The sequence below is a fragment of the Pleomorphochaeta sp. DL1XJH-081 genome, from assembly GCF_049310885.1.
Taxonomy (GTDB): Bacteria; Spirochaetota; Spirochaetia; order Sphaerochaetales; family Sphaerochaetaceae; genus CAYZJV01.
In genome coordinates this window covers 19,922-37,374 of sequence record NZ_JBMDYO010000004.1, presented here as the reverse complement: position 1 = coordinate 37,374, position 17,453 = coordinate 19,922, and the positions used below count along the sequence as shown (strand labels likewise).

At 46.5% G+C, this 17,453-nt stretch carries 13 protein-coding genes; 2 read left to right on the top strand and 11 right to left on the bottom strand.

Annotation, left to right across the window (positions count from 1 at the left end):
- Positions 1–49 precede the first annotated feature (49 nt).
- Genes ACODJP_RS08410 through ACODJP_RS08385 form a run of 6 tightly spaced genes read right to left on the bottom strand, consistent with a single transcriptional unit; the run spans position 50 to position 7,492 of the window.
- Positions 50–2,146, bottom strand: coding sequence for an ATP-dependent DNA helicase (locus ACODJP_RS08410; RefSeq protein ID WP_422480466.1), 2,097 nt, complete (start codon positions 2,144–2,146; stop codon positions 50–52).
- A complete protein-coding gene (locus ACODJP_RS08405) occupies positions 2,133–3,494 on the bottom strand; it encodes a sigma-54-dependent transcriptional regulator (RefSeq protein WP_422480464.1) in 1,362 nt (453 codons plus the stop codon). Before ACODJP_RS08405 ends, ACODJP_RS08410 begins: the two co-directional genes overlap by 14 nt.
- Entirely contained in the window at positions 3,491–4,687 is a 1,197-nt protein-coding gene (locus ACODJP_RS08400) for a two-component system sensor histidine kinase NtrB (RefSeq protein WP_422480462.1), read from the bottom strand. Before ACODJP_RS08400 ends, ACODJP_RS08405 begins: the two co-directional genes overlap by 4 nt.
- Positions 4,684–5,862, bottom strand: coding sequence for a hypothetical protein (locus ACODJP_RS08395; protein WP_422480460.1), 1,179 nt, complete (start codon positions 5,860–5,862; stop codon positions 4,684–4,686). The genes ACODJP_RS08400 and ACODJP_RS08395 overlap by 4 nt, the downstream gene beginning before the upstream one ends.
- A complete protein-coding gene (locus ACODJP_RS08390; protein WP_422480458.1) occupies positions 5,863–6,378 on the bottom strand; it encodes a CvpA family protein in 516 nt (171 codons plus the stop codon).
- Positions 6,371–7,492, bottom strand: a complete 1,122-nt coding sequence (locus ACODJP_RS08385) for a UDP-N-acetylglucosamine--N-acetylmuramyl-(pentapeptide) pyrophosphoryl-undecaprenol N-acetylglucosamine transferase (RefSeq protein WP_422480456.1) — start codon at positions 7,490–7,492, stop codon at positions 6,371–6,373. The genes ACODJP_RS08390 and ACODJP_RS08385 overlap by 8 nt, the downstream gene beginning before the upstream one ends.
- Positions 7,493–7,604: 112 nt before the next feature.
- Here ACODJP_RS08385 and secA point away from each other — a divergent pair, with 112 nt between their 5' ends.
- A complete protein-coding gene (gene secA / locus ACODJP_RS08380; RefSeq protein ID WP_422480454.1) occupies positions 7,605–10,340 on the top strand; it encodes a preprotein translocase subunit SecA in 2,736 nt (911 codons plus the stop codon).
- Positions 10,341–10,501: 161 nt separating this feature from the next.
- Here secA and ACODJP_RS08375 read toward each other — a convergent pair whose 3' ends face one another.
- The gene (locus ACODJP_RS08375; RefSeq protein WP_422480452.1) at positions 10,502–11,626 is read right to left on the bottom strand and encodes a peptidoglycan DD-metalloendopeptidase family protein; all 1,125 of its coding nucleotides are present in this window, start codon (positions 11,624–11,626) and stop codon (positions 10,502–10,504) included.
- A 55-nt stretch (positions 11,627–11,681) separates the two neighbouring features.
- Between ACODJP_RS08375 and ACODJP_RS08370 the strand changes: the two genes are divergently transcribed.
- Positions 11,682–13,391: a peptidoglycan D,D-transpeptidase FtsI family protein gene (locus ACODJP_RS08370; RefSeq protein WP_422480450.1), complete on the top strand. Its 1,710-nt coding sequence runs from the start codon at positions 11,682–11,684 to the stop codon at positions 13,389–13,391.
- Here ACODJP_RS08370 and ACODJP_RS08365 read toward each other — a convergent pair.
- From ACODJP_RS08365 to ACODJP_RS08350, 4 genes are read right to left on the bottom strand one after another with little or no spacing between them, the layout of a single operon-like run.
- On the bottom strand, positions 13,342–14,574 hold the full coding sequence (locus tag ACODJP_RS08365; RefSeq protein ID WP_422480448.1) for a hypothetical protein: 1,233 nt from the start codon (positions 14,572–14,574) through the stop codon (positions 13,342–13,344). The two genes, ACODJP_RS08370 and ACODJP_RS08365, sit on opposite strands and share 50 nt — an antisense overlap.
- A gap of 15 nt (positions 14,575–14,589) precedes the next feature.
- Positions 14,590–15,951 carry an ATP-dependent protease ATPase subunit HslU gene (gene hslU / locus ACODJP_RS08360; protein WP_422480446.1) on the bottom strand — a complete coding sequence of 454 codons (1,362 nt, stop codon included), beginning with the start codon at positions 15,949–15,951 and terminating at the stop codon, positions 14,590–14,592.
- A gap of 2 nt (positions 15,952–15,953) precedes the next feature.
- Positions 15,954–16,505, bottom strand: a complete 552-nt coding sequence (hslV, locus tag ACODJP_RS08355; protein WP_422480444.1) for an ATP-dependent protease subunit HslV — start codon at positions 16,503–16,505, stop codon at positions 15,954–15,956.
- Positions 16,480–17,418, bottom strand: a complete 939-nt coding sequence (locus tag ACODJP_RS08350) for a tyrosine-type recombinase/integrase (RefSeq protein WP_422480442.1) — start codon at positions 17,416–17,418, stop codon at positions 16,480–16,482. Before ACODJP_RS08350 ends, hslV begins: the two co-directional genes overlap by 26 nt.
- Positions 17,419–17,453 lie beyond the last annotated feature (35 nt).

The window sequence follows — 17,453 nt, the reverse complement described above, 5'->3', positions numbered from 1 at the left end:
GTACACCAACGTGGGATTAGGAGGTTGCCGTGACGGCAACCTCTTTTTTCTAACTAAAGAGGAAGGATTCTATCTTTGCAGGAACTCCTTCCGTTGCAGTCTCAGGATGATATGACTGCGGCAAAGCTTCCAACATCCATCGACCATATTGTTTGTTCACCACCCTACTGTCGAGTATCAACACGATTCCACTGTCAACCGTATTGCGTAACAGACGACCGAATCCCTGTTTCAGCTTCATGGTAGCTTCAGGAAGAGCAAGCTGGAAAAACCCACTCTTTCCTACTGAATCCAGAGCTTCTTGTCGAGCTTTAAAGACGGGATCAGTGGGCACCCTGAATGGTAGTTTCACGATTATGACGAGTCGGAGAGTATCACCCGGTGCATCAACCCCTTCCCAAAATGAATCTGTCGCGAACAAAACACTGTCCTTATCGACCATAAATCGATTCAAGAGATGACTACGATCCTCATCACCTTGTCTCATCAAAGAAATACCCGCCTTCTCCATATCGGGTAATAACTGTTCGCTGACTTTTCTCAACATGGCATATGAGGTGAAAAGGACAAGAGCACCACCTCCGGAAGCATAGATGGCATCTCTGATCGTATTACTGCAATACGAGAAGAATGCTTCGGGATTCTTTTCAGAAAATACAGGAGCATCATTTGGTGTAAGCAGAAGAAGATTCTGTTTGAAATCGAATGGGGAGTGGTGTACTGCAGTGAAATAGGGTCGTTCATCGAGAATAGGTAGTCCCACCCTCGATCCCCAATAGGTGAATTGGTCATGCAAATCCAAGGTAGCACTCGTGCATATAACAGTCGAGAGTTTACTGAACAACGATTCCTGTAATGGCCTGGCAACCGATAGAGGTGAAATATGGACCTGGACACCTTTAGTCGCATTACCGGTATCCACAAGCTCGAACCAATGGACATCTTGGGTCCAACGAGGAAAATCGATAAACAGAGTCAGAGCCTGTGCGCCTGATTGAATTCTCCTCACATGCACAACCATCTCTCGTACGCGATAATCCAACTCCTCGGGAATTTTTCCTGTTTGGACCAGTTGCTTAACTAAGGCATCCAATCTCTCCGTGTGTGCTGTAACAGATTCAGATAAGCGGACAAAATCTCCTAACGAACCATGCATAGCAGGTGTAATGAGGAGATTGAACACACGTGATTGCTGCATCAGTCCCAGTAGATAGGTATCCAAGTATCCAATCGCCTCGGTCAAAAGTGAGAGTTCGGTGGTTATTTCTCCAGGGAGGCTATCATCTTGTGCATAGGGAGCCAACTCATCCAATAAAGCTTTCGCATGTCTTTTCTGTCGAGACAGACGTCCGATCGACCTGACCATCTCATGTCCACTGTAGGTTGTGGTGAAAAAATCGGTTGCATTGTGCTCGATGTTGTGGGCCTCATCTATTACCAGACGCTGGAAAGGCGGTAGGACGGCATCCTCATCGTAATCTATCCCATCTATCATTCTTGATCGTGCATCGGTAAATAGAAGGTGATGGTTACCGATAAGAATATTGGATTCGGCTGCACGTTTACGTGACTTCATGAAATAACAATCCCGGAAGTATGAACATTTATACCCGAGACAGAGATCGGCATCGCTACAAATCTCCGACCATACCTTGGCACGAATCCTCCCTGGGAAATCTGTTTTCAAACCCGTCTCCGTCTCTGCACTCCAAGCAACTATACTACCAATCTCACTGAGCGGATCCCGAGCTATGAGCGGTGTATCGTCTGCAGCTTCTTCCAACCGACGAAGGCACAGATAATTGCTGCGCCCCATGACCAAGGCTATAGGACAAGATTTTTCCAATAATGAGAACAATTGAACGATATCCTTATCGAAAAGCTGCTTCTGTAGATTAATAGTAGATGTGGCTACGACAGTCCGTTCCTTGGGATGCTCGATTGCCCAAAGAAGGGCTGGAACCAAATAGGCGAACGATTTGCCGATGCCAGTTCCGGCTTCAATTGCAGCAATCGCATGTTCTTCATAGGCCCTTGCAACCGTAAGAGCCATTTCCAACTGCCCATCCCTGAATTCATACCCTGTAAAACGTTTTGAAAGTATGCCATCAGCGTCGAATACCTGATAAATCTCACTGTTCTCCAAGCTTGTATTCCTGTACCTTTCGATGCAATGTCTTCCTTGCTACACCGAGTATATCGGCTGCTTTTGACTTGTTCCCACCGCAACTGGCGATAGTTGCCAGAATTAGGGCTTTTTCAGCCTGCTCCATGGTCGTTCCCACGGGAATGACCACCCGTTCCTCCGAGCTCGCATTCTTCACGGCACCGGGAAGATCGTCCAGATCGATAATCTTCTCCGAGGCCAAGACTACCGCACTTTCAACACAATTGCCCAATTCTCTAATATTTCCAGGCCAATCATACGATAACATGGCTGCCTTCGCCCTTTGAGAAAAACCTTCTACCTGTCGCTTGTTCCTCTCATTGTACATTTCTAGAAAATGGGACATGAGCAATGGAATATCCTCCTTCCTTTCCCGAAGTGGAGGAACCTCCATATGAATTACATTCAAACGATAATAAAGATCTTCACGGAAACGTCCAGCATCCACCTCAGCACGCAGGTCCCGATTGGTCGCAGCTACAAGCCGAACATCAACAGTAAGGGTCTTTTCGCCCCCCAATCGCTCGAATTGCCGCTCTTGAAGAACACGCAGAAGTTTGACTTGGGTTCCTTGGCTAATTTCTCCTATCTCATCTAGGAAGAGGGTTCCACCATTGGCAAGTTCGAATCGGCCCTTCCGGGCAGCAGTAGCCCCACTGAAGGCACCCCTTTCATGACCGAAAAGCTCATCCTCTAAAAGAGTCTCTGCGAAGGAGGCGCAGCTTACCTTAATGAACGGTCCGTTAGAGCGACTTGAGAGTTGATGAAGAGCATCGGCGACCAGTTCCTTACCCACTCCACTCTCACCGGTAACCAAGACACTTGCTGTGGCATCGGCAACCTGTTTGACCGTCTCCATGAGTCTGACCATCGGTTCACTCTTTCCGATAATCTTACTATAACCGCTTTGCCGCTTCAGTTCAGCCAACTCTTTTTTTAGGGCGGCGTTCTGATCGTGGAGGTCTAGATTGCTGAAAGCTCTTCGTATGAGAAGAAACAGTCTGTCTAAGTTCAGTGGTTTGGTCATAAAATCCACAGCGCCATTTCGCATAGCCTCTACAGCAGCCTCGATAGTGCCGTGACCAGTTAGAATAACCACTGGCATGGTAGGATAATTGGAAGAAACCCGCTTGAGCAATTCCTGCCCAGACATATGTGGCATACGAAGATCCGTAATCAACATATCGACATTGTTTTCGGTTATGAGATTCCAGGCCTCCTTTCCATCTGAGGCCAGAAGTATGGAATACCCTTCGTCTTCAAGAGCCAACTGTAGTCCATTGCGAATATTTTTCTCGTCATCAGCTATGAGTATTGTCCTATTCATGAAGTATGGGCCGCCTCCAAAGCCAATCGTTCACTTGTTGGAACTGGTAAAGTGATAGTGAAGGAGGTACCCTCCCCTTTTTTCGATGAGACCGAGATCTCTCCATTGTGTTCCTTGACAACTTTGAACACCATTGTTAACCCGAGACCGCTACCTGTGTCTTTGGTTGTGAAATAGGGCTCGAAGATCTTCGATAGTGTTGCTTCATCCATTCCACTACCCGTATCTGAGATATTCAGTACTACATTGTCACCACTTAGTTTAGTCGTAACAGTGAGAATCCCTCCATTTGGCTCCATGGCGTTCATAGCATTCTTGATAATATTCAACAGAGCCTGCTTCATCAAATTCTCATCTAGTCGCAATTTAGGTAGAAATTCCTGAAGATTCCGGGTTATCGAAATTGCATGTTCTGACAACTCGTATCCGACAAAATTGATTACATCATCAATCACCCTATTGACTTGTTCCAAGCGTAGATGGACATCCATCGGTCGAACAGCGAAGAGAAAATCAACGACAATCCCGTTTAATCGTTCAATTTCCTCATCGATCACATCTAGATAACGCTTTGCATCATCCAATGTGAGAGTTTTCTTACGTTGGAAGGCTTTCCGCAGAAGCTGCAGATGTATACCGATAGAGGCCAACGGATTTTTAATTTCATGGGCAACCCCGGCTGCAACCGTAGTCAATGACGCCAAGCTTTCCGAACGGTGCAATCTTGCCTCACGTCGCTTCTCCTCAGAAATGTCCTGTACAATAAACAATACCCGCTTTCCATTGTCATGTTGGAAAAATGGATCGAGATTACTTATGTATGAGGAGGCTTGAATAAAGAGCGTCCTTACTTTATCCCCATGTTGTAAATGGAATTCCTCTTCTATCTCTCGGTCATCGGTTACCGTGTCGAGGGCTGAGAGCATGAACTTGGCAATATCTGCATCCGCAAGAACATACCGTAAGGATGTACCCTCAGTGAATTGTCGGGATATCGGGAGCAAGTGTTTTACCGCGTCATTACAGGTAAGAACTCTTCCCATGCCATTGGTAATCACTACTCCCAGATCGATCTTTTGGAGTATATTACCCAACAATTCATTCTCACTGGCCTGGTACCTGACCAATGTCTTGATTTCATCTGTGCTGAGTTTTTCGATTTTGTCAAAAGCTCGTCGAATGAAATTATTCATACTACTTCCCGTAACCGATAATAGAGGGATTCGACCAATACCTTACTATTTTGATTGAAGATAAAGGCCTTTTGGGCGAAAGAACCTGAAATTTCCAACAAGGTGGAGACGACGGATGTACTACAGTTTCCACCAAGGAATCGAGCGCGTACAGCCTCCTGAAACTGTGTGAGAAAATACTCTAGTCTCACAGGCTCGTCAAGTTCGCTACAGAGACTATCTAACTCGCTACGATCAAATGGGGTATGATCCAATACACTATCTGCATAGCGCTGTGCCAGATTTTCGAGATCCTTGCATGGCACCGAAGCCTTCTCCAACATGAACTGTTCCACCGATTGGTAATCATCACCATTGGTGGAAAAAAGATCGGACAATACGCGATTCTTGGTTTGTGAATCCAGAGGACGGACATGATGGCGTTGCAGTCGGGATAGTATCGTGGGGAGTAATCGTGAGGGATTCTCACTCAATATCATAATATAGGTTTGTCGGGGAGGTTCCTCAAGTAGCTTCAGCAGACTGTTACGGGCACCTTCGGTACTCTCTTCGACCCCTTCTAGGACAATGAACCTCGGTTGGTCAGAGAAGCTGGTCTGGACAGTCCATTCCTGAATTGATCTCACCTGTCCAATGCCGAGTGCGCTACTCTTTCTCACATGATTGTACAGTGGCTTGAGAGTTGTCCTTAATTTCTGAACAAGTTCGGAAAGCTGGTCCTCCCTAGCCTCCTCCAGATCAAAAAGCACCTCACTTACCGTCGAGGCAGCTTCAAAATTAGAGGATGATTTGGTATCCTTGCCATCCAATAACGCTGGATGGAATTGTAGCAACATCATGCGTACAGTCTGTATCAGAAATGTCCTGTTTGACTCACTCCCAGAGTCCTCCATGATAGCCAATGCAGCTTCAATCCTGCTCATGTGGTTTCTGTTGCCGACATATACGACATTGGACATACCATAGGAAGAAAAGGCTCTACAGGATTGGCATCCACATGCCGCTTGACCACCTTCCCTACAGGAAAGCGCGCGTGCAGCCTCCATGGCAAGCCGGAATCGACCACTGTACCTATGCCCAGTAATGAGCAAGGCTTGGGGAAAGACGCCACCTGCGATCTGTTGCGCCATCAATGTTGCAGAATCTTGCCTATACGGCATGAGTACTTCGAACATCTACAGTATTCCCTTCACAAGATCCACCCCCACCGGCGTCAGCGGTTTGATAAGTTTGGTTGTAAGGACACTGGGGTCAAGGTATGCAGAGACATCCACCACTTGCTGCAATTCGAGCAGATAGACAAGGAAAGCGACTACTACAAAAACTTCAACTACTCCCAAGACCAGACCAAGTAATCTGTCCAGCCAATCCAACCCCAAGGCATCCAAGGTCTTGTCTAGTAGTGAACCGACCATCATCATGAGGATATAACCGATGATGAAGAGAATGACAAATGCAATCAATGTAGCAACCAAGGGAGGCAAATCAAAATTTTCCATCAACAATGAAGAAACCAATCGGGAAAATAGCAATGCTATGACAAAACCAATGAGAAAACCTGCCCTTGAGGAAAATTCGAGGGCAAATCCCCTAACTGTCCCGACAACGGCAGCCATGAATGCGATTACGACGATTATGACATCCACCACATTGAATACATACGGACCTAATGCAAATCCCCATTCAGTCATCTGTGACTCTCCTTTTTTCTTTACCGGTCATACAGCGCACAATCTGAAAAGCGATGACAGGAGCTGCAGGTTGTGGACGCAGCGACTTGGCACCTTTGACCATTCTCTCACGCATATCATGATCGTAAACGATATTTTCCACAAGAGAAACAAGATTCTCACCAGTGGCTTTTTCCGCTTCTATGAGAATCGCAGCACCAGCCGAAACGATTCTTTGCGCATTCCCCATCTGTTCGCCTCTGGAGGCGTTCATTCCAAGTGGGATGAGGACCATAGGTAAGCAGAACTCCAGAAAATCAGCCAAAGCCGTTGCTCCAGATCGTGAGATTACCACTGTCGCAGCTGCCAAAAGATCACCTAGGCCATCATCAATAAACGGCATGATATGGTACCCTTCCCGACGGATATTCCGATAGGTCTTTTCTCCCGACTGATGGACGACAGAACCGATCTCCAAGAGTCTATCGAGCTGTTCCCAGACCATTTCATTTATCTGCAATGCCCCTTGACTCCCACCCAAGACTACTATCAAAGGACGGCCTATGGGAATCCCATACCGTTCAAAAGCTCTCTTGGCGTCAGCATCGTCAGCAGAAAGACGGCTTGGCACACCGGTTGCTACCAATTTATGATGCATCTTAGCGGGAAACTGAGTTTTGACCTCTTCAAAAGGAATACAAACGGTTTCCACCAAATGTGCATTGATCCTTGTAGCCAATCCCACGATCGCATCGGATTCATGGGTAAGCGATGGGATACCGAGAATCTTGGCTGCCAACACGGGAGGAACGGAGACATAACCACCTTTCGAGAAAAGCACATCGGGCTTTTCTTTGGACAAGAAATAAACGGACTGGAAGAAGCCGACAACAATTCCCATCATATCGGGGATGAAACGCCAGGAAAAGTACCGTCTCAATTTTCCCGATCTGATCGCGATATGTGGTATCGAGGCAGAGAGGACCCAATGTTTTTCTAATGGCATCCGGCTACCGAGCCAAAACCGTTCATACGGTTCTCCCTGTCGTTCCAATAGTCGTCCTAGTTGCTCATCTATGGCGAATACAGGGAACACATGTCCTCCCGTCCCGCCTCCGGTAAAACAGACTTTCACCAACTCCTCCTGCAACGATTACGTACCCATATAGTCTACCTGAGGCGATATACACACGCAATCATAATTGGTATACTTTATCGAGCAAATTTATTGAGATAGAGGGATTCCCATGGCAAAAAGCCTTATACAGAAACTATTCGGAACCAAACAGGAGAAGGATATAAAGCGTCTGACGCCACTGGTGGATCGGGTAAATGGATTCGCCGATTGGGCGAAAGGTCTTTCCGACGAGGAATTTCCCGCCATCACTGGACAATTCAAACAACGACTTACCGAAGGAGAATCCTTGGATTCAATTCTACCTCAAGCCTTCGCTCTCGCAAGAGAGGCTGCCGACAGGGTACTTCATGAGAGACATTACAATGAACAGATCATGGGTGCGCTAGTTTTGCATGAGGGCACGATATTGGAAATGAAGACTGGAGAGGGAAAGACGCTTACCTGTGTGCCTGCCGCCTATCTGAATGCACTCGAGGGCAAGGGTGTCCACATCGTTACGGTCAATGATTACCTCGCTAAACGTGATAGTGAGTGGATGGGGCCAATCTATCGTTTCCTCGGATTGTCGGTTGGTGCAATAGTAAGTGATCTTGACAATGAGGCCAGAAGAAACGCCTACTCATGCGATATCACGTATGGAACAAATAACGAATTCGGATTCGATTACCTTCGTGACAATATGAAGTGGGATGCCAGGGATAAGATCCAACCGCAACACCATTATGCCATAATAGACGAGATTGACTCTATCCTCATTGATGAGGCACGAACACCGCTGATCATCAGTGGACAAGCCTCTGACGACACGTTAAAAATCAGAGCAGCTTCCAAGATTGTCCCTCTCTTGGACGAATGTGCCAAAGATCCCCAAACAGGTGAATATCCGGAAACTCCCGAAGGTGACTACCAGGTGGATGAGAAACAGAAACGTATCACCTTCACTAACCAAGGTCTCAATCATATTGAACAATTGTTGCAAAGGAACTCGGTAATTGAAGGATCGCTCTATGAGGGCGAGAACTTCGAATATGTCCATTATATGACCCAAGCAGTGAAAGCCCATGTACTTTTCCACCTTGATGCCGACTACGTGGTAGCCGATGGCAAAGTAGAGATCGTAGATGAATTCACTGGCCGTATTCTTCATGGACGCCGCTATAGTGACGGATTACACCAGGCGATAGAAGCTAAAGAGGGTATTCGGGTAGAGGTACAGAATAAAACCCTAGCCACTATCACCTTCCAGAATTTTTTCCGTATGTACGATAAGATCTCTGGAATGACAGGAACCGCAGATACCGAAGCTGCCGAATTCCAGAAGATCTATAGTTTGGATGTCGTGGTTATCCCTACCCATCTTCCTATCGTTAGGAAGGATTTGCAGGACCTTGTGTATCTCAACGAAGAGTATAAGCTAGGGGCAATTTGCCATGAGATCGAGACTGTGCATGCTAGTGGCCAACCAATTCTCGTAGGAACTGTAACGATTGAGAAATCGGAACAGCTGTCGGCCATGCTGCGTAGACGGGGTATCAGACATGAAGTTTTAAATGCGAAGAACCATGCTAGAGAAGCTTTGATTATCGAGGATGCAGGAGCAAAAGGGGCTGTGACGATAGCTACGAATATGGCAGGTCGTGGTACCGATATCAAACTTGGAGGTTCTCTGGATGCCAGAATCCGGGCAGTATGCGGAACTGAAGCGACACCAGAAGAGTATGAACAGGCAAAACAGATCGTCTATCCAAAATGGAAGGAAGCCTACGAGGAGGTCAAACGTCTTGGAGGACTCTATATTTTAGGAACCGAACGACACGAATCACGGCGCATAGACAACCAGTTGCGCGGTCGATCTGGTCGTCAAGGAGACCCGGGTGTATCTCGATTCTTCCTGAGCCTTGACGATACATTGATGAGACTATTCGCAAAGGATTCAGTCCGTTCCATGTTAGGCCGGATTGGCATGGGAGCTGAGCCTATCGAGCATGCCTTGGTCAGTCGTGCTATCGAGAAAGCCCAGACTCGGGTCGAAGAACAGAATTTTGAGATAAGAAAACACCTTCTTGAGTATGATGATGTGCTTAACGAGCAAAGGAACTATCTCTACGGACAACGCGATTCCATTCTCATGGCGGAGGATCTCATTTCCAGAGGACTCGATGCTTGCGAAGAGATCGTCGCAGATATCGTCAACACTATAGAGATCGATCCTAAACAAGTAGAGGCCACCCTAGCGAAATTGAATGAGGCTCTTGAGGAACGGTTCCATTATGTTCCTGAATTCGATAGTCAAGCTTTACTCCCATTAGCATCGGATTCGCTTAAGAACGTAGTGTTCTCAGCTTTGAAAAAGCATATCGAAGAGAAGATTGCCATAACCGGAGAGAAACCGTTCAATGATTTCCTACGATTCCAGTATCTACGACAGATAGATATGCGTTGGCAAGATCATCTGGATCAGCTGGAAGCACTTCGGGAAGCTGTATATCTCCGTGCCTATGCTCAAAAGAATCCCCTTTTGGAATACAAACTAGAGGGGTTTGATATCTTTGATAGGATGATCGGTGAGATCAGGGCATACATTGCTGTTCTCATGGTACGTGTGAAGATCCAAAGTTCCGAAACTCAAAATCGTTCCCAAAGGCCCACTCCGGGAAGAATTGTAGAAACCCATGGAGCGGTATCCCAATTTGGATCACCAGGACAAACGGGAAGGGTTCAAGGTGCGCAACCAGGACAAGCTCCCGTACAAGTGAGAAGGACTACTCCAAAAGTCGGACGCAACGATCCATGTCCTTGCGGTAGTGGCAAGAAATACAAACACTGTCACGGAAGGAATGACTAGTAATCTGTAACATCCTGATCTTTGCTTTTCTTGGGGTTCATCGAACAGATGGACGGTGTTCGTGTCAGCTCAGATATTTCAATATCTTCTTCGCTTCCTTGTCCTTGCCCTCCGTCCGATATGCTCTAAGAGCATCCACCAGTTTATACTGTTACAGAACACTAGAAGAAGTTCGCGGGGTTGAGGGCTGTACCATCTTGTTCGATTGAGAAATAGAGTGCCCGTTTCCCGATGCTTCCTGTCGATCCCATGATACCGATGGCATCTCCTTGTCTTACAGGATCTCCCACTTTTACGGAGATTTGATCCAGATGGGCATAACTGGTTCTATAACCATCTTCATGTGATAGTACGACAAAACGCCCCATACCTTCAGGATTGTTACCAGCATCGACAACCACACCAGTAGCCGACGCCTTGACGGGCGACTCAGCCGGACCCTCTATCCAGATACCCTGAAGCACAACAATTTCTTCAGAATTTCCATAGACTACAGTTTGTCCATAAAGACCGGTAATTCGTCCCTCTGCTGGTCGGACGAAACGATCATAATAAGCGAAAGAACCGTCATCCTCTACCTGAGCACTGGGAATGAAGAGTTTCTGGCCGGGGTAGATGACTTCGGATTTCAGCCCATTGATCTCTTGAAGGGTTTTCCAGCCTAACGAGGGATTGAAACGGTTTGTGATGATGCTGAGAGAATCTCCCGATTGGACGGTATACAACTGACCGTTGCGGTCGGGTATACGTAATATAACTCCTGGTTGGACTGAAGAAAGATTCTTTATCGCATTCACGCTGAGAATCGTTTCCCTAGAGACCCCATACTGTTCTGTAATAGAATCGATCGTTTCATTCTCCTTTACCTCATGCTCTGTATACCATACAGCACGTGATGAAGGAGCAGGATCTTGTGTCCTTACAGTTTGCACAGGTGTATCGATCTGAACGACTGAATTCCTTGCCAATGTATCACCACCTGTAGCGATTTGGTCAGGGGCATTGGTAGAAATTGGTGCATCGGTAACAATTTCTTCCGATTGGTTAGGCTTATCGGTCTCAATGGGTTCGACTATGAGTGATTCCTCGGATCGCCGCTGTTGTGGTTCCGTGGTGGAAAAGTAGAGCAACCAAAGAATAATTACAGCTGCACACAACAACACACCGACAATGACAACGGAAACAATGATCCGTAGACTCCTTTTGTCCATCCTCTCATTGCCTTGACGTCGTGAATTGCCGCCACGGCCCATATCATCGTAACTATGCTTATCCGTAAAACCCATACTATTATCACCTGCTCTCGACAACGATGCTGTTACATATTACTATATTTGCACCATGGTATCCAGAGAAAAACGTGTAATCCCCCTCTTACTACCGATTATAACCGCAATCGTCTCTGCGATAGTGCTAATACGTATCCTTTTCATCGTTATGACAGCTGTACCTGGGCAACACGACTATGTGAATCCTATAGTTTCAGAGAGAATAGTACGAGGTACGATAGTGGATAAGCATGGTACTATCCTCGCCATTGAAACTCCATACTACTCATGCGCATTATTGTTGAGGGAAATTGGAGATCTTACCACTACGGCCAAAGTCATCGCCCCAATTCTCTCCTTGGACGCACAAAACATCATTGAAGAGGCCTCTCGTCGTTCCATCTACTATCTGGTGAAGAGAAGACTGTCGCTAACAGAATATGAGCAATTGACAGCTGTCGTGAAAGCCTCAGATCTAGAAGGAGTACTCTTGGAGAAACGTTACGGAAGAAGTTTTCCCCAACACTACCATGGAGCACAGGTTATCGGATTCACCAATACCGAAAATCGGGGTATAGAGGGCTTGGAGCTCGCATACGAAACCTACTTACTCCCATACCCTGAAATTGGTAAGACAATCTCCTATGGAGCCCAGATAGCCACAACACTCGATATGGATCTCCAATATCTCTTAGATGACCAAGTCGTCACCATTGACCGTACCCACTATCCTGATAGTATCGTGGGAATAGTAATGGGAGCAAAAACTGGAGAAATCCTTGCAGCCACAACATTTCCTTGGTACGATCCTAATTCATATCAATTATCAGAAGTTGAGCAACGTCAGAACAAGGTAGTTACTTCCATGTATGAACCAGGCTCGGTTTTCAAAGTATTCTCTTTGGCTGCTGAACTCCAAGCCGACCAGGCTGATCTCGAGGAACCTTTCTATTGCGATGGATCCTACACCTTCACCATGCCAAACGGCAATGAGACAACCATTCAATGTGTATCCGCCCATGGTTCTGTAGAACCGGAAACAATGATCAAATATTCATGTAATGGTGCCGTCGCCCACTGGGCTCTTCAAACCGACAGTGAGGATTTCAGGAACACCCTTATGGATTTCGGTTTCGGAACTGCATGGGATGCTGGAATGCCAGGATCTATTGCAGGCTTAGTTTCTGAGGTGGAAAATTGGTCCGGCAGAAGCAAGGCTACCATATCGTTTGGACAGGAGATCGCCGTTACTCCTCTGCAGATCGCCACAGCTGCTACTGCGTTGGCAAATGACGGCAATGTAATAAAGCCGTATATCATAGGTTCGATCGTTGATCAGTCGGGTGGAAAAATTATGGAAAACCAGCCTACTATAGCCAGGAGAAATGTGATTAAGCCGGAAGTGGTAAATCGGATTCTTACGGGAATGGAGTTGGCCACCCAGGAGGGAGGAACCGCGACCAAGGCAGCGGTATCGGGTGTCCGAGTCGGTGCCAAGACAGGGACTGCTCAAGTGGCCGATCCGGTTACAGGAACCTACGATCAGGATAATTTCATGGCTAGTACGCTCGCACTGGTGCCGATCCAAGATCCGCAATATATCATCTATATTGGGGTTTTGAATCCTAAGGGATCGACTATTTGGGGAAGCAATATCGCCGCACCAGCAATTGGCTCAATCATTGCCGATATGGTCAGATTGGGACGGCTGAAATCATCGGATATGGAGCGCGTTACTCTTGGGTCCCAGGATCAACTACCGGGTCAGGACCGGCCTGATTAATCCAAAGATGTTGAAAGTCGAGTGAAAAACCTCGCAATTGACCGAGCATGGTAGAGGCTGATGCCTTGTGGATATCCTTGGGAACCCGTTGACCATCCGTAAAGAAAAGGATGGGAAGTCCCCGATCATGACAGACACTGAGTACATTACCTACTGTTTCGGTCTCATCCATTTTTGTGATGATAATGCTCGTTATTCCGAATGAAGTGTACTGATCTATTGTTCTGGCGACATCCTGTGTCTTCATCGCTCCGGAAATCGCTAGATAGTATCCACATTCGTCCTTATCGGGAACAGACAATAAAGCCTTCATCTTTATGGCCAAATCCTTGTCTCTTGGACTTTTCCCTATCGTATCGACCAGTATGAGGTCCGCACCTGCTGCCGTTGAGAGCGCATGATAGAACTCCTGCTCATCTGAGACTTTTCCCACCGGTATGCCAAGAGACGATCCAAAGGCTGCCAATTGTTCGAAGGCGCCCACCCTGAACGAGTCTATACTTATCATATGGACACTCTTATGGAATTCAGGATCTTGCTGGAGGTTATACAGAGCTGCGATTTTTGCTGTTGTAGTGGTCTTCCCTATGCCTGTGGGACCCAAAAGAATGAAAATCTTAGGAGGCCGCAGTTGTGTTTCATGGTCTATTGTCACCAGTGACACGATCTTATCAACCAACATGAGCTCGAACTCTTCAGTTAAGGGCTCCTCTGGTTCGAATTCATCGAGGGAACTACGGAGCATGTCTAAGACTTCACTGGTAAAGCCTTCAGAGAAGTCGTTTTCCCGTAGCAATACATGTGCATGTTCTAACAACTGCTCATGTTTGAGAGATGATTGGATTTCATCAGCCTCTACCGATGGCTCATCAGATATCCCGTCTAGCTCTTCCCGATCGTCTTTCTTTGGATCTTCGAACCCTTCGGACACTTCCTCCTGATCGACAGGGGAAGTAGTTTCCTCGGTTAGCGGAGTTTTTATTTCACTTGATGGTGACTCTTGTTTAACTGGATCTACAAGATAACAGGTGAGTTCAACGTGTGTTCGCTTTCCCAACCATAGGAAGCCACCCCTCCCAATGACGTCACGACGGCTATGGATACGGAGAGCCGGCCCGTATTGGTCACGGGCTTTTTTGACAGCCTCTTCAAAATCCTTAGCGACAATCGTGATGTATTTCATATCTCGCAATCCTCCCTAAAGGATATATCTACTTAGATCCTCGTTTTCCAGTATATCCGAAAGCCGTTCATTTACATAGGACTCATCCACGGTGAATGTCTGTCCTGACATTTCGGAGGCATTAAAGGAGATATCCTCCAACAAGCGTTCCATAATCGTATAGAGTCTTCTAGCACCGATATTTTCTGTATTGGAATTAACAGAGTATGCAATCTGACTTATTCTTGACAAAGCACCATCGGTGAAAACCAGCTCTACATCCTCTGTCTTCATCAGTTCGATATATTGTTTGATGATCGCATTCTCAGGTTCCTGCAATATTCTGAGAAAATCGGCACTGGTTAATTCATCCAACTCCACGCGTAGAGGGAATCGCCCCTGAAGCTCAGGAATCAAATCACTAGGTTTAGATACATGGAACGCACCTGCTGCAATGAACAAGACATGGGTAGTATCTATCATACCCCATTTGGTACTGACCTTGCTTCCTTCAACAATTGGCAGGATATCCCGCTGTACTCCCTCACGAGAGACATCTGGACCACTATGACCACCTTTGTTGCCGGCAACCTTATCGATCTCATCAATAAAGATGATTCCCATCTGCTCAGTGCGCTCTTTTGCTATCTCAACTACCTGTTCCTGGTCGACACTCTTCTCGGTCTCTTCTTCGGTCAAGATTTCCCTAGCACGTTTGATAGGAACTCGCCTCTTTTTACCACGATTGCCAAAGATACTACCCAGACTTTGAATAGTATTCTCCAGATCCTCCATATTACCACCGGCTAGAAGTTCAATGCCTTGGGCAGGCCCCTTCGGGGAGATGGTAATCTCCACCTCTCGATCCTCAAAACGTCCCTCTGCAAGAAATTGACGGAACTTCTCTCTGGTATTTTTGGTAGCGTCTTCCAATGCTGTCGTCCCTTGATCTGAAGGTCCCGGTTTCGGTTTTGATTCCGCTGGCAACAGAAGATCGAGAAGGCGTTCCTCAACCTGTTTCTCAACTTGGGCTCTTCTTGCCTCAGCCAACTCCTTCTTGGTCATCTGGACAGCGGTTCCCATAAGATCCCTCACCATCGATTCGACATCTCTTCCAACGTATCCAACTTCGGTATATTTCGTTGCTTCGACTTTTACGAATGGAGTATTGGACAAACGTGAAATTCGCCGAGCGATTTCCGTCTTACCAACACCAGTTGGTCCCATCATGATGATATTCTTAGGTGAAACCTCATCTCTCATAGTTTCGGGAAGACGTTTCCTTCTAGCACGGTTACGTAGTGCTATAGCAACAGTCCGTTTTGCTTCCTGTTGTCCGATTATATATTTATCAAGCTCCCGCACAATCTCAGTGGGGGTCATTTCATCCAAATTCATAACTACTCCTCAAGCTTTTCAACAAGAATGGAACCATTGGTATAGATACAGATCTCACTCGCTATCTCCAACGATTTTTGGGCGATTTCAGCTGCAGTAAGTTGAGAGCCATCCATATAGGCTCGGGCTGCCGCAAGCGCAAAATTACCACCGGAACCTATGGCAATCACATCGTGCTCAGGCTCAATGACATCTCCGACACCGGAAATTAAAAATGTCTTTTGCCTATCGGCAACTAAGAGCATTGCCTCAAGTTTTCTCAAATTGCGGTCCATACGCCACTCTTTAGCCATCTCTACTGCGGCACGGGTGAGATCTCCATGGTACTGCTTCAACTTCTTTTCGATAATTTCGTATAAGGTGAAGGCATCGGCAGTAGCTCCAGCGAATCCGGACAATACTGTTCCATCCATCATCATACGAACTTTACGGGCATTCCCTTTCAGTATCGCATCTCCAGCGGTAACTTGGCCGTCTCCAGCAATAGCAATTTGGCCATTCCTTCTGACAGCTATGATCGTTGTTCCTCTAATCTCCATCGTTCTTCCTTCCATGTGGATGACTCTTCTCATATACGGATCGCAACCGCCCGTGAGATATATGTGTGTATATCTGGGTTGTTGATATCGACGCATGGCCAAGCAGTTCTTGGACTATCCGTATACCTGAATCGTTATCAAGCAAATGTGTAGCGAAGCTGTGGCGGATCATGTGGGGTGTGAACCGAGCATGCAAGCCTAGCTTCAACCTATATTGTCCAAAGATACTATGCACACTCGAAGCCGACAACCGTTTCCCCCGTTTTCCTATCAAAATTGCCCCTGAATCGCTTTTTTCGGAATCTTTCAACGATAAAAGGAATTCCGATCTCTGTTTGAGGTATCGTTGTAGAAGGATAATAGTCGAGGGATTCAAAAAGACATATCGCTCTCTGTTTCCTTTCCCTTTCACCAACAACCGTTCTTGCTGAATGTCCAAATCCTCGATATCGGCAGAAAGCAGTTCCGATAGACGGCAACCGGTTGAATAGAACAGGTGGAACATCACTGAATTGCGAAGATCGTCAAACGTAATCACAGGTATGGAGAGGATTCTCACCATATCGTTCCTAGAGAGGACTTGCGGCAACCGTCTATAGCGGGTATTTCCCTCTATGCGAGCAAAGGGATTTATGGTGCAATTGCCTTGTTTGATCTGGAAACGGTACAACCCTCGAAGGGTCGAGAGCATCCTGTTAACCGAAGTGATAGAATATTTTTTTTCTTGAATTATTCTCGCACTATAGTGTCTTGCGTCATGGGAGGTAACCTCATGGATATCTATTGCTCGTAGTGCAAGAAAATCCAAATACAGCTTCAAATCGTGTCTGTAAGAAGTCACAGTCAATTCAGAAAGTCTTCTAATCTCCTTCAAATAAAGAAGATACGATTCTACTACAGCTCTATTGGTATGCAACGAGTGTCCCATATGCTTAGTATATCATGCTCACAGCTGTCATTACA

What these genes read in the sequence shown, in the direction of transcription:
- ACODJP_RS08405 (WP_422480464.1), bottom strand. Translation starts at nt 3,494, where the DNA reads ATGAATAGGACAATACTCATAGCTGATGACGAGAAAAATATTCGCAAT.
- ACODJP_RS08400 (WP_422480462.1), bottom strand. Translation starts at nt 4,687, where the DNA reads ATGAATAATTTCATTCGACGAGCTTTTGACAAAATCGAAAAACTCAGC.
- ACODJP_RS08395 (WP_422480460.1), bottom strand. Translation starts at nt 5,862, where the DNA reads ATGTTCGAAGTACTCATGCCGTATAGGCAAGATTCTGCAACATTGATG.
- ACODJP_RS08390 (WP_422480458.1), bottom strand. Translation starts at nt 6,378, where the DNA reads ATGACTGAATGGGGATTTGCATTAGGTCCGTATGTATTCAATGTGGTG.
- secA (WP_422480454.1), top strand. Translation starts at nt 7,605, where the DNA reads ATGGCAAAAAGCCTTATACAGAAACTATTCGGAACCAAACAGGAGAAG.
- ACODJP_RS08375 (WP_422480452.1), bottom strand. Translation starts at nt 11,626, where the DNA reads ATGGGTTTTACGGATAAGCATAGTTACGATGATATGGGCCGTGGCGGC.
- ACODJP_RS08370 (WP_422480450.1), top strand. Translation starts at nt 11,682, where the DNA reads ATGGTATCCAGAGAAAAACGTGTAATCCCCCTCTTACTACCGATTATA.
- ACODJP_RS08365 (WP_422480448.1), bottom strand. Translation starts at nt 14,574, where the DNA reads ATGAAATACATCACGATTGTCGCTAAGGATTTTGAAGAGGCTGTCAAA.
- hslU (WP_422480446.1), bottom strand. Translation starts at nt 15,951, where the DNA reads ATGAATTTGGATGAAATGACCCCCACTGAGATTGTGCGGGAGCTTGAT.
- hslV (WP_422480444.1), bottom strand. Translation starts at nt 16,505, where the DNA reads ATGGAAGGAAGAACGATGGAGATTAGAGGAACAACGATCATAGCTGTC.
- ACODJP_RS08350 (WP_422480442.1), bottom strand. Translation starts at nt 17,418, where the DNA reads ATGGGACACTCGTTGCATACCAATAGAGCTGTAGTAGAATCGTATCTT.